Here is a 26,704-nt window from a genome sequence, read left to right as displayed (position 1 = left end):
TCAGAGCAACCCTTCCGCCAGGGGACCCAGCGCGAGTACGGGAAAGAAGGTCAGGGCAGTCACGATCACGGTGACGCCCGCCAGCATTACGACGGCCTGGGGCCGGTGCGTGGGCAGGGTGCCGGCGGAGACCGGAACCCGGTCCTGTGACGCGAGGGAGCCGGCCAGGGCCAACACGAAGATCATCGGCAGGAACCGGCCCAGAAGCATGGCCAGGCCCAGCGCGGTGTTCAGCCACGGCGTGTTGGCGGTCAGCCCGGCAAAGGCGGAACCGTTGTTGTTTGCCGCCGAGGTGAAGGCGTACAGCACCTCGCTGAAGCCGTGCAGCCCCGGGTTCAGAATGGAGGTGTCCTGCACGTCTTCGCGGATGCCCGGAACGGCGAAGCTCAGCGCCGTGCCGGCGAGCACGAGGGTGGGCATGGTCAGCAGGTAGAGGCTGGCCAGCTTGATCTCGCGCGGGCCGATCTTCTTGCCCAGATACTCGGGGGTCCGGCCGACGAGCAGCCCGGCGATGAAGGAGGTAACCAGGGCCAGGATCAGCATGCCGTAGAGCCCGGACCCGACGCCGCCGGGTGCCACTTCGCCGAGCATCATGTTGAGCATGGCCATCATGCCGCCCAGCGGGCTGAAGCTGTCATGCATGGCGTTCACGGCTCCGGTGGAGGTTGCCGTGCTGGTGGTGCCGAAGAGGGCGGAGGCGGCGATGCCGAAACGCTGTTCCTTGCCCTCCATCGAGCCGGCTTGGCCGGAGGCGGCGGAGAATTCCAGTGCCGTCATGGCCACCAGCGAGACCGTGAAGATGCCGGCCATGGCGGCCAGGATGGCGTAGCCCTGCTTGCGGTCACCCATCATGGTGCCGAAGGTGCGCGGCAGGCTGAACGGAATGGCGAGCATCAGCACAATCTGAACCAGGTTGGTCCACGCCGAGGGGTTCTCGAACGGGTGGGACGAATTGGCGTTGAAGAAACCGCCGCCGTTGGTGCCCAGCAGCTTAATGGACTCCTGAGAGGCGACCGGCCCGCCCGGAAGGGTCTGGGTGCCGCCGCTGAGGGTGGCAACTTCGGTGAAGCCGTTGAAGTTCTGGATGACACCGCCGATGAGCAGGAACAGCGCACCCAGGAAAGCCCCGGGCAGCAGCAGGCGCAGCACGGAACGGGTCATGTCGGTCCAGAAGTTACCGATGGTCGTTTCCTTCCGGGCCGCGAAGGCGCGGACGAGGGCCACGGCCACGGCCAAGCCGACGGCTGCCGAGAGGAAGTTCTGCACTGCGAGCCCGGTGAGCTGGACCGCGTAGCCCATGGTGACTTCCGGCGAGTACGACTGCCAGTTGGTGTTGGCGACAAAGGATGCGGCCGTGTTGAACGCGAGCCCTTCCGGAACGGCCGGCAGGCCCAGCGACCCCGGAAGCAGATGCTGGGTGCGCTGCAGTGCATAGACCAGCAGCAAGCCAACAGCCGAGAACGCCAGAATGCTCCGCAGGTAGGACTGCCAGGACTGCCGCGATCCGGAGTCGACCCCAATGAGGCGGTAAAAGCCGCGTTCAACGGCGAGGTCCTTGGTGGACGTATAAAACCGTGCCATGTAGTCGCCCAATGGGCGGTGGAGCGCTGCGAGCACCACGGCGACGAGGAGGAAGGAGGCCACGGCCGGCCAGAGGCCCATCAGAAACGCTCCGGTCGGATCAGTGCCGCGAGCAGATAAACTGCTGCGGCTGCCGCCAGGGCCAGCGCGAGGACGTCGAAGAAGATCACAGCTTCTCCACCGCCCGGATGCTCAGGAACAGAGCGGCAAAGAATGCCGCGATGCCCAGCACAATGAGAACGTCAAGCAAGGGGACCCCCAGGGATCAAATCGTTGTCCTCTGCCGGCTGCGGCAGCCGGCAGGGCGCGGATGCGCCTTTACGAGTAGATCCCCTGGAAAGGGGCAATTAACGTTTCCTCACGGATTCCTAACGGATCCGGGACGGACCTTAACGGAAATTCAGCGGTACCGGTCCGTTAATCCCTGGGAATAATGCACGGGCAGGCTACGGATCCGCCCGAGCTGGGAGCCGGGCACTGCATGCAAAAGCTGGTCCGTTCAAAAAGGACATCCAGGAATTCGGGAACGGTGCCCGCGGTGGTGCGTCCTCCGGGCGCTGTGAGCAGCGGCGGTGTTGGATGGACATGTTCCAAGTCGAACTCCTCAATCCCCAGGGCGGAGCCGAGCAGGCTGAGCAGCTGCTCCTCGGCCTCCGGGCTCATGGTTCGTCTCTTGGAGATGCACCCGCGGGCAAGGCGCGGTCTGGGCCCGAGGAAACTTACCTCAAAGTATGCGGCCGACCGGCGAATAATGACGTCGACCGCATACATTGGCGGGCCGTCGGTCCACACCACCTCCACGCTGGACGCGTCGAAGGACGTCAGCGCCGTCACCTGGAACAAAACCCCGCCGAAGGATCCGGTCAGTTCGTTGTCCAGCAACGCAGCAAGGGCTGGAGCCCATGAACCGTCTGTCATGCGGTCCTTACCGGATCCCCGTGACCCTGGGTGGTCTGTTGTTTCAGCAGAGCACAGTTACTTTGACTTGGCAATGGATTCTCGATCCTCAAAGGATTAAAGCCCATGCACCATCTCCACCCGCTTCTTACGTGTGACTCTTTGTGGAGTGGGGATTTCCCTGCCGGCAAGGGAATATCACCGGCAATAAGCAAATATGGGGGGGAAAATGTGTCGATTGACTCCTGACAATGGCGCCAGTCTACTGAATCACAAAAACACATGGTGGATCCTGACCATTCAGCCTGCAAGGAAGGAAGTCCGTGACCCGGTGGTTGGTCAAATTGTGACGCCGCTGGCTGCACAGGCCCGGGTGCTGGGCGCCGAGCGGTGGTCTTACAAGCTGTCTCAGGGACCCGAAACATCATCCGTGCAGGTCCGTGTCCTTGCTCCCCCTGCTGTCCTGGAACGTCTGCTGTCTTTCACCCGGGCGCTGGTAAATCACGCTGTTGCCCAGCTGGGCAGCCTGGACATCTCCGAGCAACGGTTCTGCCCTGGCCCGTCCTGCTGGGGAGGAGAGTCCGTGATGCCCAACTTCGAGTCTGCCCTGGCCAAGTTCGGCGGCTTGGAGGGCCTGAACTTGGCGGCTGAAGTTGGCGAGCTGTCCTCCGACCTCGCTGCTTGGGCTCTGTCCTGCTTTCCCAATGCACAGAGCCGCTCCCCGTTGGCGGCACTGCTGCTCTTCGATACCGCACACGCAATGATGCGCGGACCGCGCTCGTCCATCTGGGCTGACCGCAGGAGCGTTTCCTGGGACTACTACTGGGACAGCCATTTGCGCGGCTGCACCGGATCCGTTGGCCCGCAGGCCGCGAAGCTGCGCGAGGACCTCACAGCGCGGCTGGCGCCGCGGATCATGCCCGCCCACCGCCTGATGGCAGTTACGGCTTCGGAACCCGCGGTGGAAAACTGGCGTCGGCGTTGGTCCCGGGCCATCGACGGGTACCTGTACCGAGCGGACAAGGAGCGGGTCAGTCGAAGCGCCCAGCACCTCACTGTGTACCAGGGCAGTCAACTGCTCAACCGTCTCGGTTTTGACGTGCTGGAGGAAGCCGCGCTGGGGCTGTATGCCCGCTCGTGGAGCAAGGACCGTGAAGCCACCCTGCGCGGCCTGCGCCCTTAGGAAGATGCCCGGCCCGCTTAGCCTGGGGACCCGACGGTGGCGACCGCATCCAGCTGCACCTTTGCACCCAGCGGCAGTCCAGCTGCCTGGAGCGTGGTGCGGGCCGGGTGCGGTGCCGGGATGCGCCTGGCGTACACGGCATTGATGGCAGCGAAATCGGAATAGTCCGTCAAATGGATGGTGACGCGCACCAGGCTTTTGAAGGTCAGGCCCTGCTCCGTCAGGAGAGCCTCGAGGTTCGTCAGCATTGCATCACACTGCTCGGCGACATCGGCCGAAACCAGCTCGCCGTCGTCGGGACGCTGTCCAATGATGCCGGCCGTGTATCCCGTGTCGCCGTGCTGCACGAAATGGGAGAACGGAGCTGTGGATTGGTGGAGCTGGGGACTGAAGTGAAATCGCGGCATGGAGGAAGCGTATAGGAGCGGTAGGGTCGCATTCGTGAGTACACCGTCAAGCCATGATTCCGCTGCCTTCGCATCTCCGTTGGAACTGCAGTTCCAAGTATTTCTCGACGACCACCGCGGTGCCCTCTATGACTGCCTCGACGGCATGACCGAAACGGAGGTCCGCAGCAGGCTCGTGCCGTCAAAAACGACTCTCCTGGGACTGGTCAAGCACGCCACCTTTGTGGAGCAGGTGTGGTTCAACGAGGCGATCACGTGCCTTTCCCGAGCCGAAATAGGCTGCCCGGCGGGACCTGACGAGTCGTTCGACCTCACTCCGGAGGACACCATCGCCTCCGTCCGCGCCGCGTACAGCCTGGCCTGTTCGGCGTCGCGGGCCGCGGCAGCGGGCCGCGGAATCCATGACGTTGTGCACGGGAATCGCAGGGGGCCGCTGCCGATGCGGTGGATCTATCTTCATGTGCTCCGCGAACTCGCCCAGCACTGCGGCCATGCGGACGTCCTGCGCGAGCAGATCATTGCCGCACGAGGTGTGGCACGGGCTTAGCCCTCAGCCGCGCCCGGCCTCAAGCGCTTGAGCACGCCGGTCTGCTGGAGCAGCGAAAAGCGGTCCGGCACTCCCCAGTGTTCAGTGATGCGCCCGTCAGCGACAACGGCGATGTCAATTACCGTCACTTCAACCGTCTTTCCGCTCGGCGGTCCGAAAAACGGCCCCGTATTCGTGCCGCGTCCGCGAAAGCGCACCCAGGCGGTGTTGCCGCGCGTTGCCCAGTCTTCGAGTTCATAGCTGATGTCCGGCATGGCCTCGTGGACCTGCCGGATGGCCTCTTTAACGTGGGCAACGGCATCGGGTCCGCGGCCCTCGAGCCCGAACTGGTGCTCGATGAGATCCGGAGAGACGAGCTCGTTCACAAGGGCGGTATCGCCCGTGGCGAAGCCTTCAAAGAGAATGCGCCGCAGGACCCGTACGCTCTCCGGAAGTCCGTCGTCGTCCATTTCAGCTCCTTTGCAGGCGGGTCTGATGGAACGGGGTCTGATGGAACGATAGGACCCGGCCCGCAGCACCGACAGGGCCAGAAGCAAAAAGAAGGTCCGGCGTCGGAATTACGACGCCGGACCTTCTTTTTGCCGCTGCAGGGGGCTACCGCCCCGAGACGGGTTTAGGCATCCACGACAATCGCCGTGACGGCAGGCGTGCGGTTGTAGAAGCGGCGCATCCAGTTGGCAACGGAACGCTCAATGATGACCTCGGGGTCTTCATTGCGGGCACCGCGGCCGCGGCCGTTGGCTGCGTCATTGATGGCCTTTTCCACAACGGCTTCGGCCTTCTTGACGTCGCCCGGGCTGCAGGCGAAGCCCTTGATGAAGAACTCCGGCGGCTCGGCAACCGTGCCGGTGTCCGGATCGATGAGGGCCAGGACCGTGACGGAACCCTGCTCGGAGAGCTGCAGGCGCTCCTTGAGGTCATCCTCGGTGGTGTGGCCGACGCTGTCGCCGTCCACGAAGACCAGGCCGACGGGGATCTTGCCGGAAATCGACGCGCGGCCGCGGCGCAGGTCAACGGTCACGCCGTCTTCTGCGATGACGACGTCGCGCGGGTCCATGCCGGTGGCGACGGCGATGGCCGCGTTGGCCTTCAGGTGGCGCCATTCGCCGTGGACCGGCATGACGTTGCGCGGCTTGACGATGTTGTAGCAGTAGGCCAGTTCCCCGGCACTGGCGTGGCCGGAGACGTGGACCTTGGCGTTGCCCTTGTGGACCACGTTGGCGCCCAACTGGGTCAGGGAGTTGATGACGCTGTAGATGGCGTTCTCGTTACCCGGGATCAGCGAGCTGGCCAGCAGCACGGTGTCATTCTCCTGGATCCGGATCGGGTGGTCCTTGTTGGCCATGCGGGACAGGGCTGCCAGCGGCTCGCCCTGTGAACCGGTGCAGATCAGGACAACCTTGGGGTCATCGGAGCGCTGAAGGGCCTTGAAGTCCACCAGGATGCCCTTGGGGATGTTCAGGTAGCCCAGTTCCTCGGCGATGGTCATGTTCCGGATCATCGACCGGCCCACAAAGGCAACCTTGCGCTTGTAACGGTCGGCAGCGTCAATGACCTGCTGGATGCGGTGGATGTGGCTGGCGAAGCTGGAAACGATGATCCGGCGCGGCGCGGTGCGGAACACCGTGTCGATGGCGGGAGCCAGTTCCTTCTCCGAGGCCATGAAGCCCGGCACGTCGGCGTTGGTGGAGTCCGTGAGGAACAGGTCCACGCCTTCGGCGCCAAGACGGGCAAAACCGGCCAGGTCGGTGATCCGGCGGTCCAGCGGGAACTGGTCCATCTTGAAGTCACCGGTGTGCAGGATCATTCCGGCCTCGGTGCGAATGGCAACGGCAAGGCTGTCCGGGATTGAGTGGTTGACGGCCACGAACTCGAGGTCGAAGCCGCCCATGGTGCGGCGGTCGCCTTCCTTGACCTGGATCAGCTTCGGGGTGATGCGGTGTTCCTTGAGCTTCGCCTCGACGAACGCCAGAGTCAGCTTGGAACCGATCAGGGGGATGTCCGCACGTTCGCGCAGCAGGTAGGGAATGCCGCCAATGTGGTCTTCGTGGCCGTGGGTCAGGACGACGCCAACGACATCGTTCAGGCGGTCACGGATGTACGAGAAGTCAGGCAGGATCAGGTTAACGCCGGGGTGGATCTCCTCGGGGAAAAGGACGCCGCAGTCAACGATCAGCAGTTTGCCGTCGAATTCAAAGACAGTCATGTTTCTGCCGATTTCGCCGATGCCGCCCAGCGCGACAATGCGCATGGTTCCTTTGGCGAGTTCCCGGGGGGCTTTTAGTGCGGCAGCTGTTCTATTCACGGATGAAAGTTCTTTCGTCGAGTACGGGTTTACTACGGGGGTGCTGCAGCTGTTCGCCGCTGCACCAGGAGGTCAGTGGTCCGTTCCGGAGCCGACTCCCCCGGGCCCGCGCGCAGCTATGCGCATCTTGGGCCACCGGACTGTCACCGCTTTGATCGCCCTTTGGATGGTCAGCGGTGATGAGCCCACACGGGCAGAGTCGTCCAAAACCGATGGACATCTCTTATCTTCTCATTTTCTTCTGCTATTACCGCATTCGCCCTGCGGGAGGCCTCCGCACGGTCTCGGCATGGACAGCCTGCAGCCCCTGTTCCAAGGCCCGCAGGTCTTCCAGCGACAGCCGTCTGAGGATCTCGGAACTGAGTTCGGGCCGGTTCGCCACGAGGCGCCTGACGAGGGCCCTGCCCAGCGGTGTGGCATGGACCCGGCGCACTCGGCCGTCCTGTTCATCCTGGGACCGTGCAGCCGCACCCTGCGTGACGAGCCGGTCCACAAGGCCCGACATCGAGGCCAGTGAAACACCGAATGAGTCCGCCAGTCCGCGGCCTGTCGTTCCGTTCTCCGTGGTGGCCAGGACGGCCAGCACCTTCAGCTGCTGGATGGTGAGATCAGTTGTCAGGAGTGAATCGAGGAGAACCGGCAGCGTGGTCGCCTGATACGAATCGGCCAGCGACTCGAGGTTTCGTAATACTTGGTCGCGTTCCTGCCGCTCTTCGGCTCCATCGGTCATGTCCTCACCGTAGTAGCCGGCAGCCGATCAGGAAACATCCAGTGCAATTAGTTAGCCTGAAGTTAACTATTTTCGAATGGTTGAGATCCACGGGCATCCCGGCGAGCTGTAAATGGGGGGAACCGCCGGGGCTGCTTTTTCCACGAAGTAAGGACGATAAATGAGCAACCGCAGTGCAACCGCCACCTCCGGCGGACACGCCCGCCACGACGGTCAAATCCTTGATGCGCTCGATGTTGATTCGCTGAGGGCAAAGTACAAGCAGGAACGGGACCGGCGGATCCGGCCCGACGGCGCCACGCAGTACCAGCCGGCCACGGGAACCTTCGGCTACTACGCCACTGATCCGTACACCGAGCGAACTGAGCGCGAGCCGCTCACCGACTCCGTCGAGGTCCTGGTGGTCGGGGGCGGATTCGGCGGCTTGCTCACCGGTGCCCGCCTGCGCCAGGCCGGCGTCGAGGACATCCGCATGATGGATGAGGCCGGCGACTTCGGCGGCACCTGGTACTGGAACCGCTACCCCGGCATCCGCTGCGACATTGAGTCCTATCTGTACCTGCCGCTGCTTGAAGAAGTAGGCACGATGCCCAGCGAGCGGTACGCCCCGGGCGAGGAGATCCGCCGGCATGCCGTGGCCATCGCCAAGAAATTCGATTTGTACCGCGACGCCGTCTTCCACACCCGGGTCAGCAGCCTGACCTGGGACGAAGAGGCCCTGGAGTGGATCGTGCAGACCGACCGCGGCGACACGATGCGCGCCCGCCAGGTCATTACCTCCTCCGGAACCCTGACGCAGCCCAAGCTTCCGGGCATCCCCGGCATTGATTCCTTCAAGGGCCACACCTTCCACACCAGCCGATGGGACTACGGCTACACCGGCGGGAACCAGTTCGGCGGGCTGTCAAAGCTGGCCGACAAGAAGGTTGCCGTGATTGGCACCGGAGCCACGGGCATTCAGGTGATTCCCATGGTGGCGCGCGACGCCGAGCAGCTCTTCGTTTTCCAGCGCACCCCCTCCTCGGTGGATGTCCGGGACAACCGCCCCACCGATCCGGAGTGGGCAGCGTCCCTGAAGCCCGGCTGGCAGCAGGAGCGGATGGACAACTTCCTCTCCGTTATCTCGGGCGAGCCGGTGGAAGAAGATCTTGTCGGCGACGGCTGGACTTCCACGGCGCAGCTCCAGCGCAAGATGATCAGCGGTTCCGTTGACACGACCGTTTCGGCAGAGGAACGGGAACGGATCGACGAACTGGTCGACTTCGCCAAGATGAACGAGATCCGTGCGCGGATCGGCGCTGTGGTGTCCGATCCCGCCACCGCCGAAGTGCTTCAGCCCTGGTACCGCTACATGTGCAAGCGGCCCACCTTCAGCGACTTCTACCTGGAGGCGTTCAACCGCCCCGACGTTACGCTGGTCGACACAGCGGACTTTGGCGGCATTACGCGCATGACGGAGACCTCCATCGTGGTGGGCGACGTCGAATACGAAGTGGACTGCGTCATTTTCGCCACCGGGTTTGAGGTCGGCGTCTCGGGCGTGACCTCCGGTGCCATGCCCGTCACCGGCCGCGGCGGGCGCACGCTGCTCGAGGCCTGGAGTCGGGGGCCGAGGACGCTTCACGGCTTCTATACCAATGGCTTCCCCAACCTCTTCCACCTGGGCCCGATGCAGAACGCCAACTCCGTCAACTTTGTGCATATCCTGCTCGAACAGGCCAACCACATTGCCGCCGTCATCGCCAAGGGACGCGAGACCGGAGCCGACTACATTGAGCCGACGGCGGAAGCCGAAGATGCGTGGTGCCGGACCATCCAGGAAACATCGAACGACAACAAGCAGTTCCAGGCCGAATGCACACCGGGCTACTACAACCGTGAAGGCAATCCGCCGCCCGTGAGCTTCTCCTTCGGGCCGGGGCCGGTTGTCTTCCACCGCCTGCTCAAGAAGTGGCGTGAAGAGGAAATCCTTGACGTCCTGGCCGTCAAGGAGAGCCAGCGCGCTTAGGAAACAAAGAATGTAAGGAGCCGACAACGAAACAAGGACTCCGGACGGCGATCGCCGTCCGGAGTCCTTGTCTTCATCGCGTTTTTGTTCGTGTTCTCCGTCGCTGACCTGGAGAGAAAGTTAGCGCCCGACCTTGCCAAATAGCGAGGCGATGGGAGCCAGAATCAGCGGGCGGGCCGCAAACCACGCTCCAACCATCACGAGCAGCGAGGCGAAGAAGACCCAGAACCCGAACCAATTCACCGCATCCTGGCCGCCGTACATGTGGTTGAGATTGCGCAGCGCACCGGTTGATAGCACCAGGGCGACGTGCACAATGATGAATCCGACAAAGTAGAACATCACGGGGAGGTGGATGGCCCGCGCCACTTCGATCGGATAAAGGGTGCTCAGCCGCTTGGCCTTCGAAGGCCACAGGTCCGACATCCGGAACCCGCTGGCGGCAGCGAGCGGCGCCGCGATGAAGATGGTCACGAAGTAGGCAAGCACCTGCAGGCTGTTGTAGTTCACCCAGCCATTCTCCGTGGGCCAGTCCAGCGAAAGGTACTGCAGGGCGGCCGAAAGGGCGTTGGGGAAAACGTCCCAGCTCGTGGGAACCACCCGCATCCACTGCCCGGTAACAGCGAGCAGAACCACGAAGATTCCCCCGTTGACCAGCCAGAGAAGGTCCAGAGACTGGTGCAGCCACAGGGTGATGCTGATCTTCTTCGGATTCTTGCCCCAGCGCGGCGTCCAGGATGCCGGCGGCTTCCGCTGCGTCCGGACCTGCCAGCCCGAGCGAATAATCAGGACCATGAAGAAGGCATTAAAGAAGTGCTGCCAGCCAAGCCAGCCCGGCAGCCCGACGGGGGCGTCATGCGGGAGGTGGCTTTCACCCGGGTACTGGGCGATGAAGCCCTGCACGGAGTCCTGGGTGACGAGCCATCTGGCCACCAAAACGGCGATGGCGAAAAGGGCGAGCAGCGCAGCAGTCGCGAGACCGCCCCGCGCGAGCCTGCTGCGCCCGGACGAGGGAGCGCCGGCCTTTGCTGCAGGTTTTGCCGTCGTTTTCCCTGCCGGATTGGCTGCCGCGGCGGCGGAGGCAGCGCCTGCAGCCGGAGCCTGGGTCCGAGCACCGGACGCTGAAGCAGAACCCGAAGCTGAACCTGACGGGGCACCGGCAGGAGAAGCCGACGGCGTCCCGCTGCCTCCGGCGGCCGGGCGCGGCATACCCTGACGTCGCCCCGGCACTGCCGGAGCCGGTGTGGCGGTTGCCGCTGGTGTGGCCGCCGCCCCTACTCCGCTTCCATTGGCGGCCGAAGAGACTGCCGGCGCGGGGGCGGTGCTGGTCCCGGTGGCAGCGCGGGGCAGGCCCTGACGCCTGCCAGCCGGCGCAGCAGCCGGTGCTGCGCCGGCAGGCACGGCACCGGCTGCTGCGGTGTTATCGGATGCGGGCGTCACTGGTGTTGCGGTTTCTGGTGTTACTGGTGTTGCTGTTGCAATATTCTCCTGCTTGTCCCCCGCCTCGCCGGCGGGAGCGCCGGGAACTCGGGGAAGGCCCTTCCTCACCATGGAACTATCCCCGCTTCGATTCGATTGCTTTGACCAGCTGGGGTACTACCGTGAACAGGTCGCCCACCACGCCGAAGTCGGCGATTTCGAAAATCGGAGCATCGGCGTCCTTGTTGATGGCGATGATCGTCTTGGCGGTCTGCATTCCCGCGCGGTGCTGGATGGCACCGGAGATGCCGAGCGCGATGTAGAGCTGCGGGGCAACCGTCACTCCGGTCTGGCCGACCTGGAGGGTTTGCGCCACGTACCCGGCGTCCACCGCTGCCCGCGATGCTCCGACGGCTCCGCCAAGCGCATCGGCAAGACTCTCAACGAGGGCGAAGTTCTCACCGGATCCCACGCCGCGGCCGCCGGAGACGACCACCTCGGCGCCGCGCAGTTCGGGGCGCGAGGAGGCAACGATTGTCTCTTCGTAACTGTTGATGAGGGCGTCGGGTGCTCCGGACGCAGCCACAGCCAGCAGCTCTGTTTCGGCGTCCTGCGCGGCGGCCCGCACGCTCGACGACCCCTGGCGGAGCGTGATCACGAGAGTTCCGGCAGCAGCGGCGGAGTCGACGGAATAGGCGCCGCCGTAAACGCTGTGGTGGGCGACTACTCCCTCCTCATCACGGGAAACACCGACGGCATCCGCGGCCAGGGACGAGCCGGAGCGTGCCGCAAAGCGTGCAGCGGCATCCCGGCCCTGGATGGAGTTCGAGACCAGCACGGCCTCGGGCGAGACGGCCGCAGCGGCCGCGCTGAGTGCATCGACCAGCGGCGAGACCACGGCCGTGTCGAGCTCGGCTGATTCACTGATCATCACGTAACCCGCGCCGAGTGCCGCCAGCTCAGCGCTGAGCCGGTCCGCGTTGCCTGGCGCCGCGACGGCGAGTGCTACGGGCGTGCCCACGGTTGAGGCCGCGCCAATGACCTCTGCTGCGCTGGAGCGGAGCTGGCCGGCCGGTGAGACATCGACGAGCACGAGAACTGAGTTCGCAGGGTAGGCGGTCATTATGAGCGTCCTTTGATGAGTTGGTTCTGGATGAGGAAATCGGCGATCTGCTGACCGGCGTCGCCGTCGTCCTCAATGCGGATTCCGGCGGTGCGCGCGGGGCGCTGCGCCACCGCGATAATGATGGACCGGCCGGCGTTCTCGTCGACCGTTATGCCCAAATCGGCCAGGGAAAGCGTCTCGAACGGCTTCTTCTTGGCGGCCATGATGCCCTTGAAGTTTGAGAAGCGCGCATCGGGAAGGGCCTCGGTGATCGAGATGACTGCCGGAAGGGCAGCGCTGACCTCGAAGGCGCCCGACTCGATGTTCCGGCGCCCGGCGACGGTCGAGTCGGTGATCTCGACAGTGCTCAGCGAGCTGATGCCGGCAACGCCCAGCAGTTCGGCGAGCATCGAGGGAAGGACGCCGCCTCCCCCGTCGGTGGAGAGGTTGCCCGCGACGACGAGGTCAAACCCGATGTGCCGGATGGCGGCGGCGAGCGTTTCGGCGGTCAATGTCAGGTCTGCGCCCAGCAGGGCGTCGTCGTGAACATGCACGGCGCGGTCCGCGCCCATGGCCAGGCCCTTGCGCAAGCTGTTGGGCACCGTCGCGGGGCCCACTGCAAGCAGGACAACCTCGGTTCCCGGGTTGCTGTCGCGGTGCGTCAGCGCAACCTCGAGGGCCCGCTCGGTGATCTCGTCGAGCACGAGATCACTGCCGGCCCGATTCAGCAGGCCGGTTTCCAGATCCAGGGTACGATCGCCCCAAGTATCCGGAACCTCTTTCATTAGTACAACAATTTTCATCATGTGCCCTTCGTCATCGTCGTCAAAGACTCTTTGTTGATGGTCTTCACAACCGCGGTCTCGGCTCGGCGGACCCCGCCGCGATCGTATCCCAGACCTGCCGGTTCTTGTGATTCGTGTCATAGTCGGGGGTCTTGCTTCGACCCTGGGTGCTCATCCGAAGACCGCCAGGCCCTCGGTGATCACCGGCTGATCCCCCACCCGGGCGTCGAAGCGGCCGCCCTCCCAGGTGCGCACGGTGATCTCATCCCCGGGGAACACGACGCCGGCAAAGCGGCCGGCAAGCTGGACGAGGTCTGCGGGATGGGCTCCGGCAAGCTCGGCCAGCGGCAGTGTGGCGGATGCCAGCGAGGCGAGGCCGTGCAGGATCGGGCGCTTCTGGCCGATGCGCTCCGCAGCCTGCGGATCGATGTGGATGTGGTGCCGGTCGCCCAGCAAGCGGTACAGCGCCGCCTGATTGGCTACCGTCTGCACGCTTGCGCCGCCGAGGGGTTCCTCGGTCAGGGCTGCGGACTTGGACGGACCGCGGTCCCCGCCAAAACCGCCGAAACCGGGGGCGAACAGGCTCCACGTCGCCACGAAGTACTCACATTCAACGATCACGTTGAACACTGCCGCGGCGCCCTTGTCCCACACCTCACCCACCCGTGCGTTGAGCAGGATCTCCCCTGACCGCGGCAGCGGCTTGAGGACGGCCAGCTCCTGCGATCCGTGCACGGCTCGGTTGTCGAAGGCTCCCTGCTCGGCCAGCACATCCGGTGCCCACTGCGCCAGGGTCAGCCCGAACGAGGGGAGAACACGCAGCCGGTCCTCGAAGACCAGATCAAGGTCGCCGGCCGGGGCGCCGACGGCCAGCGCATAGAGGATGGCGTCGGTTTCGGTATAGCCGACGGTGCGTTCGCCGAGCGCACGCCCGGCCCAGGCGCCGGCCCCGGTGAGCTCAGTGCCGGTGGATCCTGCCCCGGTCAGGTCCGTGCTCATACGCCGTAGACCGGCTCGGGAGTGGCGGCTTTGACGAGCAGCTGCTCGATCGCCTCTCCGGCGGCCGCAGCGTCCCAGCGCTGTCCCGCGTCCTCGGCGGGACCATGGTTCCAGCCCTCCTCGATGCAGATGCGGCCGCCTTCGATTTCAATCACGCGGCCGGTGACGGCGGCGGAGGATCCGCTGGCAAGCCAGGCGACGATCGGAGAAACATTTGCCGGGTTCATGGCGTCGAAGCCGCTTTCCGGAATGGCCATCGCCTCAGCAAAAGCGCCTTCGGTCATCCGGGTGCGGGCGGAGGGGGCTATGGCATTCACCGTTACTCCGTAGCGGCCCAGCTCCTGCGCTGCGACGAGGGTGAGCCCGGCGATTCCGGCCTTGGCGGCCGAGTAGCTTGCCTGGCCAACGCTGCCCTGCAGGCCGGCGCCGGACGAGGTGTTGATGACCCGGGCGTCGTGCGTCCTGCCGGCTTTGGCCTCGTTGCGCCAGTATTCGCTGGCGTGGCGCAACGGTGCAAAGTGTCCCTTGAGGTGCACCCGGATGACGGCGTCCCACTCCTCTTCCGAGGTGTTCACCAGCATGCGGTCGCGGACAAAGCCCGCATTGTTCACGAGTACGTCCAGGCGTCCGAAGGTGTCGATGGCCTGCCGGACCAGCGCGGCCGCCTGCTCGAAGTCGGCGACGTCAGCTCCGTTCGCCACCGCCTCGCCGCCCTCGGCGCGAATCAGCGCCACGACCTCGTGCGCTGGGCCCGAGGCCTCCGCCACGCCGTTGAGGGTGGTTCCCAGGTCGTTGACCACGACCTTCGCGCCCTGCCGTGCCAGCTCAAGGGCGTGTTCGCGCCCTAGGCCGCGGCCCGCCCCGGTCACGATGGCGACTCGTCCTTCACAGATGCCGGTCATGTCGTGCTCTCCTTTGAGTTGACTGCAATGTTCTGCAGTGTACCGTCTACCAAGCAAATGCTAGGCTATCAAGCAAACGTTAGGTAGGGTCACATTATGGCAATTACATCGAAGATGCACCACGACGGCGTGCGTGCGGTAACCATGGACTATCCCCCGGTCAATGCCCTGCCCGTGGAAGGCTGGTTCGCGATCAGCGAGGCCCTCGACGAAGCAGGCAAGGACCCGGACACCCGCGTTGTGGTCCTGCGGGCAGAAGGCCGGGGCTTCAACGCCGGCGTCGACATCAAGCAAATGCAGGCCACCGATGGCTTCAGCGCCATTCTGGGCGCGAACCGCGGCTGCTACCTCGCCTTCAAGTCGATCTACGAGTGCCCGGTGCCGGTCATCGCGGCCGTGAACGGTTTCTGCCTCGGCGGCGGAGTGGGGCTCGCCGGGAGTGCCGACATCATCGTTGCCGGAGAGGACGCGTACTTCGGTGTCCCCGAGGTGGACCGCGGCGCCCTCGGGGCCGCAACCCACCTCTCCCGCCTCGTGCCGGCGCATCTGCTGCGCACCCTGTACTACACCAGCCGGACCATCACTGCGCAGCGGCTGGCCGAACTGGGCAGCGTGGCCGAGGTGGTCCCGGCCGACCGGCTCGACGCCGCAGCGTTTGCCCTTGCTGACGAAATCGCCGCCAAGGACACCCGCGTGGTGCGGGCGGCGAAGGAAGCGCTGAACGGCATTGATCCCGTCGATGTCGTGAAGAACTACCGCTGGGAACAGGGTTTCACCTTCGAGCTCAATCTGGGCGGCGTCGCCGACGACCTGCGCGACGACTTCGTCGCCACCGGCCACTCCCCCGCGAAATGACCGGAAAATGACCAGCAAGGTCCTCGATGCCGAGGCGGTCATCGAGCAGTTCACCGACGGGATGACCATTGGCATCGGCGGCTGGGGCTCGCGGCGCAAGCCCATGTCCCTGGTGCGCGCCCTCGTCCGCTCGGGAGTCCGCGACCTGACAATCGTCAGTTTCGGCGGGCCCGACGTCGGAATCCTGTGCGCCACCGGACAGGCCAAGCGCGTGGTTTACGGTTTCGTCACGCTTGACTCGATTGCCATCGAACCGCACTTTGCCGCGGCTCGGCAGGCCGGCGCCGTCGAAGCCGTTGAGCTCGACGAATCCCTGCTCGTGTCGGGGCTCCGCGCCGCCGGGCGGCGGCTCCCCTTCGAGGCGACCCGTTCCGGCCTCGGCGCGGACGCCCTGGCGGGAAACCCGCACATCCGCACGGTCACCTCGCCCTATGACGACGGCGAAGTGCTGGTGGCCATGCCGGCCATTCCCCTCGATCTGGCCCTGGTGCACCTCAACCGCGCCGATGAACTCGGCAACGCCCAGTGCCTCGGGCCCGATCCGTACTTCGACGACCTGTTCGCCCGCGCCGCCGCGCGCACGATCGTCAGCGCGGAGGCGGTGGTGACCACTGCCGAACTCACCCGAAACGCGCACCCCTCCACTCTGCTGCTGAACCGCACCATGGTGGATCACGTGGTTGAGTCGCCGCTGGGCGCGCACTTCACGTCCTGCCTGCCCGACTACGGCCGTGACGAGGCTTTTCAGCGGGAGTACGCGCAGTCGGCGTCCTCCCCCGACGCCTGGCAAACGTTCCGCGCCCGCTACCTGGATCTGGACGACGCCGCCTACCGGGCGAACCTGGCCGGTGTGCGGTGAACGCGGTTACGCGGGCCGAAGTTGCCGTCACCGCCTGCAGCGATCTGTTCCGCGGCCAGGCCGACATTCTGGCCAGCCCGGCAGGCGTGGTGCCCACCATCGGTGTGCGCCTCGCCCTGTTGACCCACGCTCCCGACCTCATGATCAGCGACGGCGAGTCGACAATCCTCGGCGATGTGCCGGCCGTCGACCGGCCAAGCACAACGCCGGCGGGTTACCTGCCGTACCGTGAGCTGTTCGAATTGATCACCACGGGTCGCCGCCACGTGGTGATGGGCGGGGCGCAGATCGACCGCTTTGGAAACCAGAATCTGTCCGCCATCGGCGAGCATGCCCGGCCGACCCGGCAGCTTCTGGGCACCCGGGCCGCAGCCACCAACACCGTGAACCACGCCACGAGCTACTGGATCCCCCGCCACAGCCGCCGCAACTTCGTCGAGAACGTGGACTATGTGACCGGCATCGGCACCGACCGCGCCCGTGCCGCCGGCACCGCCGCCCGGTTCCACCGGCTGCACCAAGTTGTCACGAACCTCGGCGTCCTGGATTTCAGCGGACCTGATTCCAGCATGGCGCTGGTGTCGCTGCACCCCGGGGTAACCCTCGAGGAGATCCAGGCCGCGACCGGATTCCCGCTGCACAGTGCGGGCCCCGTCAGCACCACCCGCCTTCCCGATGAGCGCGAACTGCATCTCATCCGGGAGGTTCTCGATCCCCGGAACCGCAGAGAACAAGAGGTCCCTTCATGAGCACCGCAAACCGCATCTCCACCCCCCTCACCGAACTCACCGGCGTCGACCATCCCATCGTGCAGACGGGGATGGGCTGGGTGGCCGGGCCCCGGCTGGTTTCCGCCACGGCGGAGGCGGGGGCCTTGGGCATTCTTGCCTCCGCCACGATGACGCTCGCCCAGCTGGAGCAGGCCATCGTTGCGGTCAAGAGCCGCACGGATAAGCCTTTCGGGGTCAACCTGCGCGCCGATGCGGCCGATGCCCCTGCGCGGGCCGAGCTGCTGATCAAGTACGGCGTCAAGGTTGCCTCCTTTGCGCTGGCACCGAAGCGCGAGCTCATCGACAGGCTCAAGGAGAACGCAATTGTCGTGATTCCTTCGGTTGGCGCAGCGCGGCATGCCGAAAAGGTGGCCGCCTGGGGTGCAGATGCCGTCATGATCCAGGGTGGGGAAGGCGGCGGGCACACCGGCGCCATCCCCACGACGCTGCTGCTGCCCACTGTCGTCGATGCCGTCGACATCCCCGTCATAGCGGCGGGAGGCTTCTTTGACGGCCGCGGTCTCGCTGCAGCCCTTGCCTACGGCGCCGTCGGCATCGGCATGGGAACCCGGTTCCTGCTCACCAGCGACAGTTCGGTGCCCGAGGAAATCAAACAGCGCTACCTCACCTTCGGCCTCGACGGAACGGTGGTCACCACCAAGGCCGACGGCATGCCGCACCGGCTGCTGCGCACCGAGTTCGTTAACGGGCTGGAGGACACCGGAAGGCTGCGGCAGCTGCTGCCCACCCTGCGCCGCTCCCTGCAGTTCAAGGAGCTCTCCGGGCAGTCCTGGCTGGAGATGGCACGGGACGGTTTGTCGATGAAGCGAGGCACGGGCCGGAGCTGGAATCAGATGATGCTGGCCGCCAATACGCCCATGCTCCTGAAGGCCGGGCTCGTTGACGGCGACACCTCCGCCGGCATGCTGGCTGCCGGGCAGGTGGTCGGGGTCATCGACGAATTGCCGTCGTGCCAGGAGCTGGTCGATCGCATCGTCGACGAGGCGGTCCTGCGGCTGAAGGCGGCCAGCGGAGCCGTTCTCGTCCAGGGCTAACCGCCCGTTACACTCCATAAGGCAATGTGTGACTCAGGATACACACTGCCGTTTGTGTCAGTCTCAACATCAAGGAACACACTCAATGAACGTCATGAAGAACTCCCTCACCGCATTGGCCCTCGCCGGGTTGCTGGGCATGACAGCCTGCTCCACCGACGCTGCCAAGGGTGAGGCTGCAAGCACCTCGGCAACCGAGACGGCCTCCGCCTCAAGCGAGCCCACGGAAAGCTCCTCCGCCTCCGCCTCGAGCAAGCCCAAAGAATCCGCCTCCGCCTCGAGCAAGCCCAAAGAATCTTCCTCCGCCTCTCCGACTGCGTCCGAGACCAAGTCCAAGGACCTCCAGGACGAGCTTGCAGCGTTCGGTGAAGAGTGGACGTATGAGGATGGACTGACCGTGAAAGTCTCCTACCTCGGAGGCGCGACAGCGAGCCAGTATGCTTCGGGTGCAGAAGCCACCGGAGGCCAGCTGCGCCTGTTCGAGGTGAGCATCACCAACAACAGCGAAGAGATCTTTGATCCCGCCATGTTCAACGCCTCCGTCAATTACGGTGCCGAAGGCACCGCCGGCAAGCGCGTCTTCGACACGGGCAGCGGCCTTGAGGGTCAGTTCCAGGGCAAGATCCTCCCCGGCGGCACCCAGACGGTGAAAATGGGGTACGCGGTTCCGAACGATGCCCCGCTGGACCTGCTGGTGACCACAAGCCCGAGTTGGGACCATGAGGAGAAGCTGTTCCACGGCGAAGCCGTCAAGCCGTAGCCTTCCCCTCTGCAGCACGGAAAAGGCGGCCCGCATCCGGAAGATGCGTGCCGCCTTTTCCGTGCCCGGGTGACGTGCGTCAGAGGCGCTCGATGATGGTGACGTTGGCCTGGCCGCCGCCCTCGCACATCACCTGCAGGCCGAACCGTCCGCCGCTGCGCTCCAGCTCGTTCAGCAGCGTGGCCATGATGCGGGTGCCCGTCGCACCGATGGGGTGGCCGAGCGCAATGCCGCCGCCGTTGACGTTGATCTTGTCCCTGTCGATGTTCAGTTCCTGCGCCCAGGCGAGCACGACGGACGCGAACGCCTCGTTGCATTCGAACAGATCGATGTCGTCGACCTTCATGCCGGCGCGCTCCAGCGCGTAGCGGGTGGCGCGGATCGGTCCGGTCAGCATCCAGACCGGATCATCGGCGCGCACCGAGATGTGATGGATGCGGGCGCGCGGCGTCAGGGAGTGCGCGGCCACGGCGCCTTCCGAGGCAATCAGCAGGGCGCTGGCTGCGTCGCTGATCTGTGAGGCCACGGCCGCAGTGATCCGGCCGCCCTCGGTGAGCGGCTGAAGCGCCGCCATTTTCTCCAGTGACGTCTCCCGGCGGGGGCCCTCGTCATGGGCCAGCCCGGCGATCGGAACGATCTCCTTCGCGAACCGTCCGCCGTCCGCAGCGGCGACCGCGCGGCGGTGGCTTTCCAGCGCGAAGGCCTCCATGCTCTCGCGGGAGATGTTCCACTTTTCGGCGATCATCTCCGCCGAGCGGAACTGCGACACCTCCTGGTTTCCGTAGCGCGCCACCCAGCCGGGCGACTCGGCAAACGGAGTGGTGAAGCCGTACTGTTGGCCGGCGGTCATCGCCGCTGAAATCGGAATGGCCGACATGTTCTGCACGCCGCCGGCCACAATCAGGTCGGCGGTTCCGGACATCACTCCCTGAGCGGCGAAGTGCACGGCCTGCTGGCTTGATCCGCACTGCCGGTCAATGGTCACGCCCGGGACGTGATCGGGCATTCCGGCGACCAGCCAGGCGGTGCGGGCGATGTCGCCGGCCTGGGAGCCGAGCGTGTCGGTGCAGCCGAAGATGACGTCGTCAACGGCGCCGGGATCGATGCCGGTGCGCTCAACGAGTGAGGAGATGACGTGGGCGCCGAGGTCTGCGGAGTGGATGCCGGCGAGGGAGCCGCCGCGGCGTCCCCCCGGGGTGCGGACGGCGTCGATGATGTATGCGGTGGTCATGGCAAAGTCCTCTCAGGCCTGCTGGCTGCTTACGGACACGACTTCACCAGTCATGTAGGACGAGTAGTCGCTGGCGAGGAACACCATGACGTTGGCGATTTCCCACGGTTCGGCAGCCCGGCCGAACGCCTCACGCGCGGTGAGCTGCTCCAGCAGTTCGTCCGACGTGACCTTGGCCAGGAACGGGTGCATGGCCAGGCTCGGTGACACGGCGTTGATGCGGATTCCGTGCGGCGCGACGTCGAGCGCGGCCGAGCGGGTGAGGGCCATGACGCCTGCCTTGGCGGCGGCGTAGTGGGCCTGCTCCTCCTGGGCGCGCCAGCCAATGACCGAGGCGTTGTTGATGATGACGCCCTTGGTTCCGTTGCGAACCATGCGGCGCGCCGCGGCACGCACACTGCGGAAGGTGCCGGTGAGGGTCACGTCCAGGACCTTGGACCACTGCTCGTCGGTCATTTCCAGGATGGAAACGCTGCCGCCCAGGCCCGCATTGTTGATCATGACGTCGACGCCGCCGGCCTCCTCGGCGGCGTCGAGCAGCGCCTCGACCTGCTCCTCCACAGTGACGTCGCAGACGGCCCAGCGAACCCGCTCGGTCCCGAACTCCGCGCCGAGCTCGGCGGCGGATGACTCCAGCCTTCCGGCGTGCGTGTCTCCGAGCACCACCAGGGCGGCGCCTTCTTCGAGGCAGCGGCGTGCTGCCGCGGCGCCGATGCCGGCACCCGCCGCGGCGGTGACGACGACGCGCCGGCCCGTGAGCAGCCCGTGGGCGGGAACATAGGCGGGAACGGGTTGTGCGATGCGCGAGGAACTCATGCGCGTGCCTCCTTTGGCAGTCCGAGCACACGCTCGGCGATAACATTGCGTTGAATTTCATCCGAGCCGCCATACAGGGTGTCGGCGCGGCTGAACAGGAAAAGAGTCTGCAGTGCGTCGAGCTCGTAGGGCTCCGCAGCGACGGTGAGGCCGCCCGGACCGGCGACGGCCATGGCGAGTTCGCCGAGCGCCCGGTGCCAGGGTGCCCACAGCAGCTTGGTGATGGAAGCCTCGATGCCCTGCTCGCCGCTCAGCGTTCGCAGCCCGTGCAGCCGGAGCATTTCCAGCCCCATGTGCGCCGAGACAATCTGGTCCTGGATGATCGGGTCCTCGATCGCACCGTTGCTGCGGGCCAGGTCGACGACGGCCTCCAGTTCACGCTGGAACGCGATCTGCTGCGCCAGCGTGGAGACACCGCGTTCGAAGCCGAGGGTGCCCATGGCGACCGACCAGCCGGAACCCGGCGCGCCGACAACGAGGTCGGCAGCCGTCACGGCGCCGTCGAAGAACACCTCGTTGAATTCCGAGGTACCCGTCAGCTGCAGGATCGGCCGGATCTCGACGCCGGGCTGGTCCATCGGCACGAGCAGGTACGAGAGCCCGTCGTGCTTGCGCGGACCGGAGTCGGTGCGGGCGATGACGAAGCACCAATCGGCGTGGTGCGCCAGGGACGTCCAGACCTTCTGCCCGTCAATCACCCACTGCCCGTCCTGAAGCCGGGCCTTGGTGGAGACGGCGGCCAGGTCCGAGCCGGCTCCCGGCTCTGAGTAGCCCTGGCACCAGAGTTCCTCCACCGCCACGATGCGGGGAAGGAAGCGGGCCTGCTGCTCCGGAGTGCCGAACGCGATCAGCGTCGGGCCGAGCAGTTCCTCACCGAAGTGGTTAACCCGTGCCGGAGCATCCGCCTTGGCGTACTCCTCATGGAAGATCACCTGCTGGAGCAGGCTCAGCCCGCGCCCGCCGTGCTCCTTCGGCCAGCTGACACAGCTCCAGCCGTGCGCGGCAAGGTGGCGGTTCCACTCGAGGCGTTCCTCGAAGGCCTCATGTTCACGGCCGGATCCGCCGAGGCCGCGCAGCTGCGCAAACTTGCCGACGAGATTGGATTCCAGCCACGCTCGGATCTCCTGACGAAACTCGTCGTCTTCCACTGAATAGATCAGATCCACGAAACACCTTTCATCGCCCACCGCCATTGGTCATAAAGTCGAGCTTCGCCTATGCTAGCAAACCAAGCACTTGTTTGGTGAACCACATCACAGGGGGAAGTGTCTCAGAGAGGAGCCACGATGAAGAACGACGATTCCAACGAGGTTGTTACATACGAGGTCCGCGGGTCCGTGGCCATCGTGCGGCTGAACCGGCCCGAGTACCGCAATGCGCAGAACTCGAAGGTCACCTACGCACTGGATGCCGCGTTCACGGAGGCCGTGCAGGACGACGCGGTCAAGGTCATCGTCCTGGCCGGGAACGGCAAGCACTTCTCGGCCGGACACGACATCGGCACCCCCGACCGTGACATCGACCAGAGCTTCGAGCGCAAGGCAGTGATGTGGTGGGACCACGTTGGCGCCACGGGCGTTGATTCCCGTTTCGCCCGGGAATCCGAGGTGTACCTCGGCATGTGCCGGCGCTGGCGCGAGATCCCGAAACCGATGATCGCCATGGTCCAGGGCGCCTGCATCGCCGGCGGCCTGATGCTGGCCTGGTCCTGTGACTTCATCGTCGCCAGCGAGGATGCCTTCTTCTCGGATCCCGTGGTCCGGATGGGAATTCCCGGCGTGGAGTACTTCGCCCACCCCTGGGTGATGAACCCGCGTGCCGCCAAGGAGTTCCTCTTCACCGGCGACCGCTTTACGGCCCAGCGCGCCCACGACCTGGGAATGGTCAACCACGTTGTCCCGGCCTTGGAGCTGGAGGACACGGTGATGGCCATGGCCGAACGGATCAGCGCCATGCCCCGCCTCGGGCTGGCCCTCGCCAAGAAGGCAGTCAATCAGTCGGAAGACCTGCAGGGTCTCCGCGCCGGCATGGATTCGGTCTTCGGGCTGCACCACGCGGCGCACGCACACAACGCAGAGGTCGGCGCGGATTCGCTGGCCGGAATGGGAGTCAAGGGCATGCGCGACGCGGCGGTTACCAAATGAACCTCGATCTGACAGACGAACAGCACGCTTTCGCGGCGGAGGCACGGGCCTGGCTGGCCGAACACGTGCCGCCGGCCCCGCTGCCGTCGATGGACACGGCCGAGGGTTTTATCGCCCACCGGAAGTGGGAGGCCACCCTGGCCGAAGGCCGCTGGTCGGCCGTTGCCTGGCCGGAGGAATTCGGCGGCCGCAGCGCCGGGCTCGTTGAGTGGGTGCTCTTTGAAGAGGAGTATTACCGCTCCGGCGCCCCGACCCGGGTGGCGCAGAACGGCATCTCCCTGCTGGCGCCCATCCTGTTCGAGCACGGCACCGACGAGCAGCGCGCCCGCTACCTGAAGCCGATGACCGACGGTTCGCTGATTTGGGCGCAGGCCTGGTCGGAACCGGGCGCCGGCAGCGACCTGGCAGCGATCCGCAGCACCGCCCGCCGCGACGACGAGCGCGGCGGCTGGCTGCTGAGCGGCCAGAAAACCTGGAGCTCGCGTGCGGTGTGGGCCGACCGCGGCTTCGGACTTTTCCGCAGCGACCCGGCCGCCGACCGCCACCGGGGCCTGACCTACTTCCTGTTCCCGATGGACGCCCCGGGCCTCACCGTGCGCCCGATTGCACAGCTCGACGGATCAACGGGTTTCGCCGAACTGTTCTTCGAGGATGTTTTTGTTCCCGACGCGGACGTGCTCGGGGCCCCCGGCGACGGCTGGCGCGTCGCCATGAGCACCGCCGGCAATGAGCGCGGGCTCTCCCTGCGCGCCCCCGGCCGCTTCTGTGCAGCCGCCGACCGGCTCATCGATCTGTGGAACGACCAGCAGCACGAGGATCCGTTCGCGCGGGACGCCGTCGTGGATGCCTGGATCAAGGCCGAGGCCTACCGCCTCTACACCTGGGGCACGGTCAGCACGCTGCAGAACGGCGGCGACATCGGCGCCGAGGGCAGCGTGAACAAGGTGTTCTGGTCCGAACTCGACATAGCACTGCACGAAACAGCGTTGACCCTGCTCGGCCCCGCGGCTGAGCTGCGCGGCACCCCCGGCGTGGCCGACGGCCGCTGGGTTGACGACTACCTCTTCTCGATCGCCGGCCCGATCTACGCCGGGACGAACGAGATCCAGCGCAACATCATTGCAGAACGTCTACTCGGCCTCCCCCGCGGCGGCGACGGCAGGAGAGTGTCATGAAATTTGTGTTGACCGAAGAACAGCAGGCCCTGGCGGAAGCCGTCGACGAGATCATCGAAAGTGCCGGCGGAACGAAAGCCGCTCGGACCTGGGCGGCCGGCGACCCGGCGTCGGGCCAGGCACTGTGGGCCCAACTCGCCGATCTCGGCCTGCTTGGCCTGTGCGTTCCGGAGGCCGACGGCGGCATGGGCGGCACCGCCGTCGACCTCGTGGTCGCCTTCGAACGGCTGGGCTACCATGCCGTGCCGGGGCCCTACATCGAGTCGGGAGCACTGCTGCCCGACCTGGTCGGTGCCGATGTGCGCCGCGGCATCGTTGACGGTTCGATCATTGCCACTGCAGCAGTGCCCGGGCTGGTTCCCTACGCCCTGGACGCCGCTGCGAGCAGCCATCATTTCCTAGTCGACGCCGAGTCCATTTCGTCAGCCACGTCCGGACCGGGGATCGCCTCAATCGACAGGACGCGCACGCTTCATGAGCTCACCGCCGCCGGGGAGTCCGCCGCACTTGATCCCGCCGTGGTGGCCCTGGCCCTCGACCGGGCGACGCTGGCGTGTTCGGCAGTACTGCTGGGTGCGGGTGAACGCCTGCTGGCCGAGGCCGTCTCCTACGCCAAGATCCGCGAGCAGTTCGGACGCGCGATCGGCGAGTACCAGGGGCTCAAGCACCAGCTCGCCGACGTGCGCATTGCCCTCACCTTCGCCCGCCCGCTGGTCACCGGCGCCGCGCTGAATCTCGGGGACCCCGACAGTGCCCGCAGCATCTCTGCGGCCAAGATCGCCGCCGGGGAAGCGGCCAACCTGGCCGCGCGCGTTGCGCTGCAGGTTCACGGTGCGATCGGCTACACCGAGGAGCACGACCTGGGCCTGTGGATCACGCGGGTGCGCGCCCTAATGGGCGTGTGGGGCACTCCCCGCCATCACTATGACCGCATCGCTTCGCTCCTGCTGTCCCCCGGAACCTCCCCCGCGCCTTCCCCCGTCGTCTCCCCCACCCGCTGAGGACATCATGGACTTCTCACTGACCGACGAGCAGAACGAGCTCGTGAAGACGATCCGTGCGGTGCTCAACCGCCACGCGACCTCCGCAGCAGTGCGCAAAGCCGCCGAATCCGAGGCCGGGTACGACGTCGAGCTGTGGCGTGTCCTGGTGGAAGAGGTCGGCGTCGCCTCGCTCGCCATTCCGGAGGAGTACGGCGGAGTCGGCTTCACCTGGTTTGAGACCGGCCTCGTGCTGGAGGCGCTCGGTTACTCCCTGGCTCCCAGCCCGCTGCTCGCCTCCGCAGTCCTTGGTGCAGCCGCGATCCTGCAGGCCGACGACGAAGCGGCCAGGGAGCGGCTGCTCCCCGGCATCGCCGAGGGCACCTCCCTGGCAACGCTGGCCTGGGCCGACGGGCAGGGCCGCTGGAGCACCCGCGGGTCGGGCATCGTTGCCACACCCGGCGAGTCGTGGACGCTTGACGGCACGGCGACACTGGTGCTCGACGGCGGCAGTGCCGACACGGTCATTGCGGTGGCCGCCACGCCGGACGGCGTCGGACTGTTCGAAGTGCTCGACGTCGACGCCATCCAGCGGGTGAACGTCCCCGCAGTGGACACCACGCTGCGCTTCTCGACGATGACGTTTAGCCGGGTTCCCGCCCGGCCGCTCCGGCTGGACGCCGAAGCAGCCCTGGAGAAAATCCGTGACATCGCCATCGTCGCGGTGAGCTGCCTGCAGGTGGGCACCGCGCAGCGAGGACTCGACATGACGGTCGAGTATTCCAAGCAGCGCGTGCAGTTCGGCCGCCCGATCGGCTCCTTCCAGGCGCTCAAGCACCGGATGGCTGACATGCTCGTCCAGGTGGAAACGGCGCGCACCGCCGCCTGGGCTGCGGCCTGGTCCGCCGGAACGGATGCTGCCGACCTGCCCGAGCGGGCCGCCTCCGCCGCTGCCTGGTGCGCAGACGCGCTCGACCATGTGGCGTCCGAGACCGTGCAGATGCACGGCGGCATCGCCATCACCTGGGAACACGATGCCCAGCTCGTCTTCAAGCGGGCCCACGCCACCGGCCAGCTCTTCGGACAGTCACGCGCGCACCGCCGCCGTCTGGGTGTGCTCCTGGGCGTCACAGTGGGCTAACTGCCGCCAGGCCGGGGACGGCTCATGCTAGTCTGACTACCAAACAAGCG

Annotated in this window: 27 protein-coding genes; 12 read left to right on the top strand and 15 right to left on the bottom strand. The window is 65.9% G+C overall.

Features of this window, described 5'->3' with window-relative positions; translation table 11 throughout:
* The 3 genes from kdpA to QNO08_RS08865 all read right to left on the bottom strand — a co-directional run bounded on the left by kdpA (position 1) and on the right by QNO08_RS08865 (position 2,499).
* Positions 1 to 1,662, bottom strand: coding sequence for a potassium-transporting ATPase subunit KdpA (gene kdpA / locus QNO08_RS08875; RefSeq protein ID WP_229965909.1), 1,662 nt, complete (start codon positions 1,660 to 1,662; stop codon positions 1 to 3).
* Positions 1,662 to 1,751 (bottom strand): potassium-transporting ATPase subunit F, encoded by a 90-nt coding sequence (locus tag QNO08_RS08870; protein ID WP_229965910.1) that lies wholly within the window; start codon positions 1,749 to 1,751, stop codon positions 1,662 to 1,664. The genes kdpA and QNO08_RS08870 overlap by 1 nt, the downstream gene beginning before the upstream one ends.
* 247 nt (positions 1,752 to 1,998) lie before the next feature.
* Complete coding sequence (locus tag QNO08_RS08865; protein ID WP_229965911.1) at positions 1,999 to 2,499, bottom strand: hypothetical protein; 501 nt, start codon at positions 2,497 to 2,499, stop codon at positions 1,999 to 2,001.
* 196 nt (positions 2,500 to 2,695) lie between these two features.
* On the opposite strand from QNO08_RS08865, the gene QNO08_RS08860 reads away from it, so the two are divergent.
* Positions 2,696 to 3,661, top strand: coding sequence for a lantibiotic dehydratase C-terminal domain-containing protein (locus QNO08_RS08860; protein ID WP_349774895.1), 966 nt, complete (start codon positions 2,696 to 2,698; stop codon positions 3,659 to 3,661).
* 17 nt (positions 3,662 to 3,678) lie between these two features.
* Here QNO08_RS08860 and QNO08_RS08855 read toward each other — a convergent pair whose 3' ends face one another.
* Positions 3,679 to 4,068, bottom strand: a complete 390-nt coding sequence (locus tag QNO08_RS08855) for a RidA family protein (RefSeq protein WP_229965913.1) — start codon at positions 4,066 to 4,068, stop codon at positions 3,679 to 3,681.
* 34 nt (positions 4,069 to 4,102) lie between these two features.
* Between QNO08_RS08855 and QNO08_RS08850 the strand changes: the two genes are divergently transcribed.
* Positions 4,103 to 4,615, top strand: coding sequence for a DinB family protein (locus QNO08_RS08850; protein ID WP_229965914.1), 513 nt, complete (start codon positions 4,103 to 4,105; stop codon positions 4,613 to 4,615).
* Here the strand turns inward: QNO08_RS08850 and QNO08_RS08845 are convergent.
* The 3 genes from QNO08_RS08845 to QNO08_RS08835 all read right to left on the bottom strand — a co-directional run bounded on the left by QNO08_RS08845 (position 4,612) and on the right by QNO08_RS08835 (position 7,650).
* Positions 4,612 to 5,064 (bottom strand): ester cyclase, encoded by a 453-nt coding sequence (locus tag QNO08_RS08845; protein WP_229965915.1) that lies wholly within the window; start codon positions 5,062 to 5,064, stop codon positions 4,612 to 4,614. The genes QNO08_RS08850 and QNO08_RS08845 overlap by 4 nt on opposite strands.
* Positions 5,065 to 5,228: 164 nt before the next feature.
* A complete protein-coding gene (locus tag QNO08_RS08840) occupies positions 5,229 to 6,866 on the bottom strand; it encodes a ribonuclease J (protein WP_229965916.1) in 1,638 nt (545 codons plus the stop codon).
* 301 nt (positions 6,867 to 7,167) lie between these two features.
* Positions 7,168 to 7,650: a MarR family transcriptional regulator gene (locus tag QNO08_RS08835; protein ID WP_229965917.1), complete on the bottom strand. Its 483-nt coding sequence runs from the start codon at positions 7,648 to 7,650 to the stop codon at positions 7,168 to 7,170.
* 160 nt (positions 7,651 to 7,810) lie between these two features.
* Here QNO08_RS08835 and QNO08_RS08830 point away from each other — a divergent pair, with 160 nt between their 5' ends.
* Positions 7,811 to 9,658: a flavin-containing monooxygenase gene (locus QNO08_RS08830; RefSeq protein ID WP_229965918.1), complete on the top strand. Its 1,848-nt coding sequence runs from the start codon at positions 7,811 to 7,813 to the stop codon at positions 9,656 to 9,658.
* Positions 9,659 to 9,778: 120 nt separating this feature from the next.
* On the opposite strand, the gene QNO08_RS08825 is transcribed toward QNO08_RS08830, so the two are convergent.
* From QNO08_RS08825 to QNO08_RS08805, 5 genes are all read right to left on the bottom strand, one after another.
* Positions 9,779 to 10,867, bottom strand: a complete 1,089-nt coding sequence (locus tag QNO08_RS08825) for a cytochrome b/b6 domain-containing protein (protein WP_229965919.1) — start codon at positions 10,865 to 10,867, stop codon at positions 9,779 to 9,781.
* Between the two features lie 346 nt (positions 10,868 to 11,213).
* Positions 11,214 to 12,200, bottom strand: coding sequence for an electron transfer flavoprotein subunit alpha/FixB family protein (locus QNO08_RS08820; protein ID WP_229965920.1), 987 nt, complete (start codon positions 12,198 to 12,200; stop codon positions 11,214 to 11,216).
* Complete coding sequence (locus QNO08_RS08815; RefSeq protein WP_229965921.1) at positions 12,200 to 12,985, bottom strand: electron transfer flavoprotein subunit beta/FixA family protein; 786 nt, start codon at positions 12,983 to 12,985, stop codon at positions 12,200 to 12,202. Before QNO08_RS08815 ends, QNO08_RS08820 begins: the two co-directional genes overlap by 1 nt.
* A 153-nt stretch (positions 12,986 to 13,138) precedes the next feature.
* Positions 13,139 to 13,966 carry a MaoC/PaaZ C-terminal domain-containing protein gene (locus QNO08_RS08810; RefSeq protein WP_229965922.1) on the bottom strand — a complete coding sequence of 276 codons (828 nt, stop codon included), beginning with the start codon at positions 13,964 to 13,966 and terminating at the stop codon, positions 13,139 to 13,141.
* Entirely contained in the window at positions 13,963 to 14,868 is a 906-nt protein-coding gene (locus QNO08_RS08805) for an SDR family oxidoreductase (RefSeq protein ID WP_229965923.1), read from the bottom strand. The genes QNO08_RS08810 and QNO08_RS08805 overlap by 4 nt, the downstream gene beginning before the upstream one ends.
* Before the next feature lie 96 nt (positions 14,869 to 14,964).
* On the opposite strand from QNO08_RS08805, the gene QNO08_RS08800 reads away from it, so the two are divergent.
* The 5 genes from QNO08_RS08800 (at position 14,965) to QNO08_RS08780 (ending at position 19,167) form a co-directional block, all read left to right on the top strand.
* A complete protein-coding gene (locus tag QNO08_RS08800; protein WP_229965924.1) occupies positions 14,965 to 15,723 on the top strand; it encodes an enoyl-CoA hydratase family protein in 759 nt (252 codons plus the stop codon).
* 7 nt (positions 15,724 to 15,730) lie between these two features.
* Positions 15,731 to 16,582: a CoA transferase subunit A gene (locus QNO08_RS08795; RefSeq protein ID WP_229965925.1), complete on the top strand. Its 852-nt coding sequence runs from the start codon at positions 15,731 to 15,733 to the stop codon at positions 16,580 to 16,582.
* Entirely contained in the window at positions 16,579 to 17,331 is a 753-nt protein-coding gene (locus tag QNO08_RS08790) for a CoA-transferase subunit beta (protein WP_229965926.1), read from the top strand. Before QNO08_RS08795 ends, QNO08_RS08790 begins: the two co-directional genes overlap by 4 nt.
* Positions 17,328 to 18,407, top strand: a complete 1,080-nt coding sequence (locus QNO08_RS08785; RefSeq protein WP_229965927.1) for an NAD(P)H-dependent flavin oxidoreductase — start codon at positions 17,328 to 17,330, stop codon at positions 18,405 to 18,407. The genes QNO08_RS08790 and QNO08_RS08785 overlap by 4 nt, the downstream gene beginning before the upstream one ends.
* An 85-nt stretch (positions 18,408 to 18,492) precedes the next feature.
* Positions 18,493 to 19,167, top strand: coding sequence for a hypothetical protein (locus QNO08_RS08780; RefSeq protein WP_229965928.1), 675 nt, complete (start codon positions 18,493 to 18,495; stop codon positions 19,165 to 19,167).
* Positions 19,168 to 19,246: 79 nt separating this feature from the next.
* On the opposite strand, the gene QNO08_RS08775 is transcribed toward QNO08_RS08780, so the two are convergent.
* The 3 genes from QNO08_RS08775 to QNO08_RS08765 are packed head-to-tail and all read right to left on the bottom strand — an operon-like array spanning position 19,247 to position 22,380.
* Positions 19,247 to 20,398, bottom strand: coding sequence for an acetyl-CoA C-acetyltransferase (locus QNO08_RS08775; RefSeq protein ID WP_229965929.1), 1,152 nt, complete (start codon positions 20,396 to 20,398; stop codon positions 19,247 to 19,249).
* A gap of 12 nt (positions 20,399 to 20,410) precedes the next feature.
* On the bottom strand, positions 20,411 to 21,214 hold the full coding sequence (locus QNO08_RS08770; protein WP_229965930.1) for an SDR family oxidoreductase: 804 nt from the start codon (positions 21,212 to 21,214) through the stop codon (positions 20,411 to 20,413).
* Complete coding sequence (locus QNO08_RS08765) at positions 21,211 to 22,380, bottom strand: acyl-CoA dehydrogenase family protein (RefSeq protein WP_229965931.1); 1,170 nt, start codon at positions 22,378 to 22,380, stop codon at positions 21,211 to 21,213. The genes QNO08_RS08770 and QNO08_RS08765 overlap by 4 nt, the downstream gene beginning before the upstream one ends.
* Positions 22,381 to 22,500: 120 nt before the next feature.
* Here QNO08_RS08765 and QNO08_RS08760 point away from each other — a divergent pair, with 120 nt between their 5' ends.
* From QNO08_RS08760 to QNO08_RS08745, 4 genes are read left to right on the top strand one after another with little or no spacing between them, the layout of a single operon-like run.
* Positions 22,501 to 23,358, top strand: coding sequence for an enoyl-CoA hydratase (locus QNO08_RS08760; protein ID WP_229965932.1), 858 nt, complete (start codon positions 22,501 to 22,503; stop codon positions 23,356 to 23,358).
* On the top strand, positions 23,355 to 24,533 hold the full coding sequence (locus tag QNO08_RS08755) for an acyl-CoA dehydrogenase family protein (RefSeq protein WP_229965933.1): 1,179 nt from the start codon (positions 23,355 to 23,357) through the stop codon (positions 24,531 to 24,533). Before QNO08_RS08760 ends, QNO08_RS08755 begins: the two co-directional genes overlap by 4 nt.
* Positions 24,530 to 25,534, top strand: a complete 1,005-nt coding sequence (locus QNO08_RS08750; protein ID WP_229965934.1) for an acyl-CoA dehydrogenase family protein — start codon at positions 24,530 to 24,532, stop codon at positions 25,532 to 25,534. The genes QNO08_RS08755 and QNO08_RS08750 overlap by 4 nt, the downstream gene beginning before the upstream one ends.
* Before the next feature lie 7 nt (positions 25,535 to 25,541).
* Positions 25,542 to 26,654: an acyl-CoA dehydrogenase family protein gene (locus tag QNO08_RS08745; protein ID WP_229965935.1), complete on the top strand. Its 1,113-nt coding sequence runs from the start codon at positions 25,542 to 25,544 to the stop codon at positions 26,652 to 26,654.
* The last annotated feature ends 50 nt before the right edge of the window (positions 26,655 to 26,704 follow it).

It is taken from the genome of Arthrobacter sp. zg-Y820 (assembly GCF_030142155.1).
In the GTDB taxonomy this organism is placed as follows: Bacteria; Actinomycetota; Actinomycetes; order Actinomycetales; family Micrococcaceae; genus Arthrobacter_B.
Note: the sequence above shows the minus strand (reverse complement) of the source record. Positions and strands in the feature narration are given on the sequence as shown.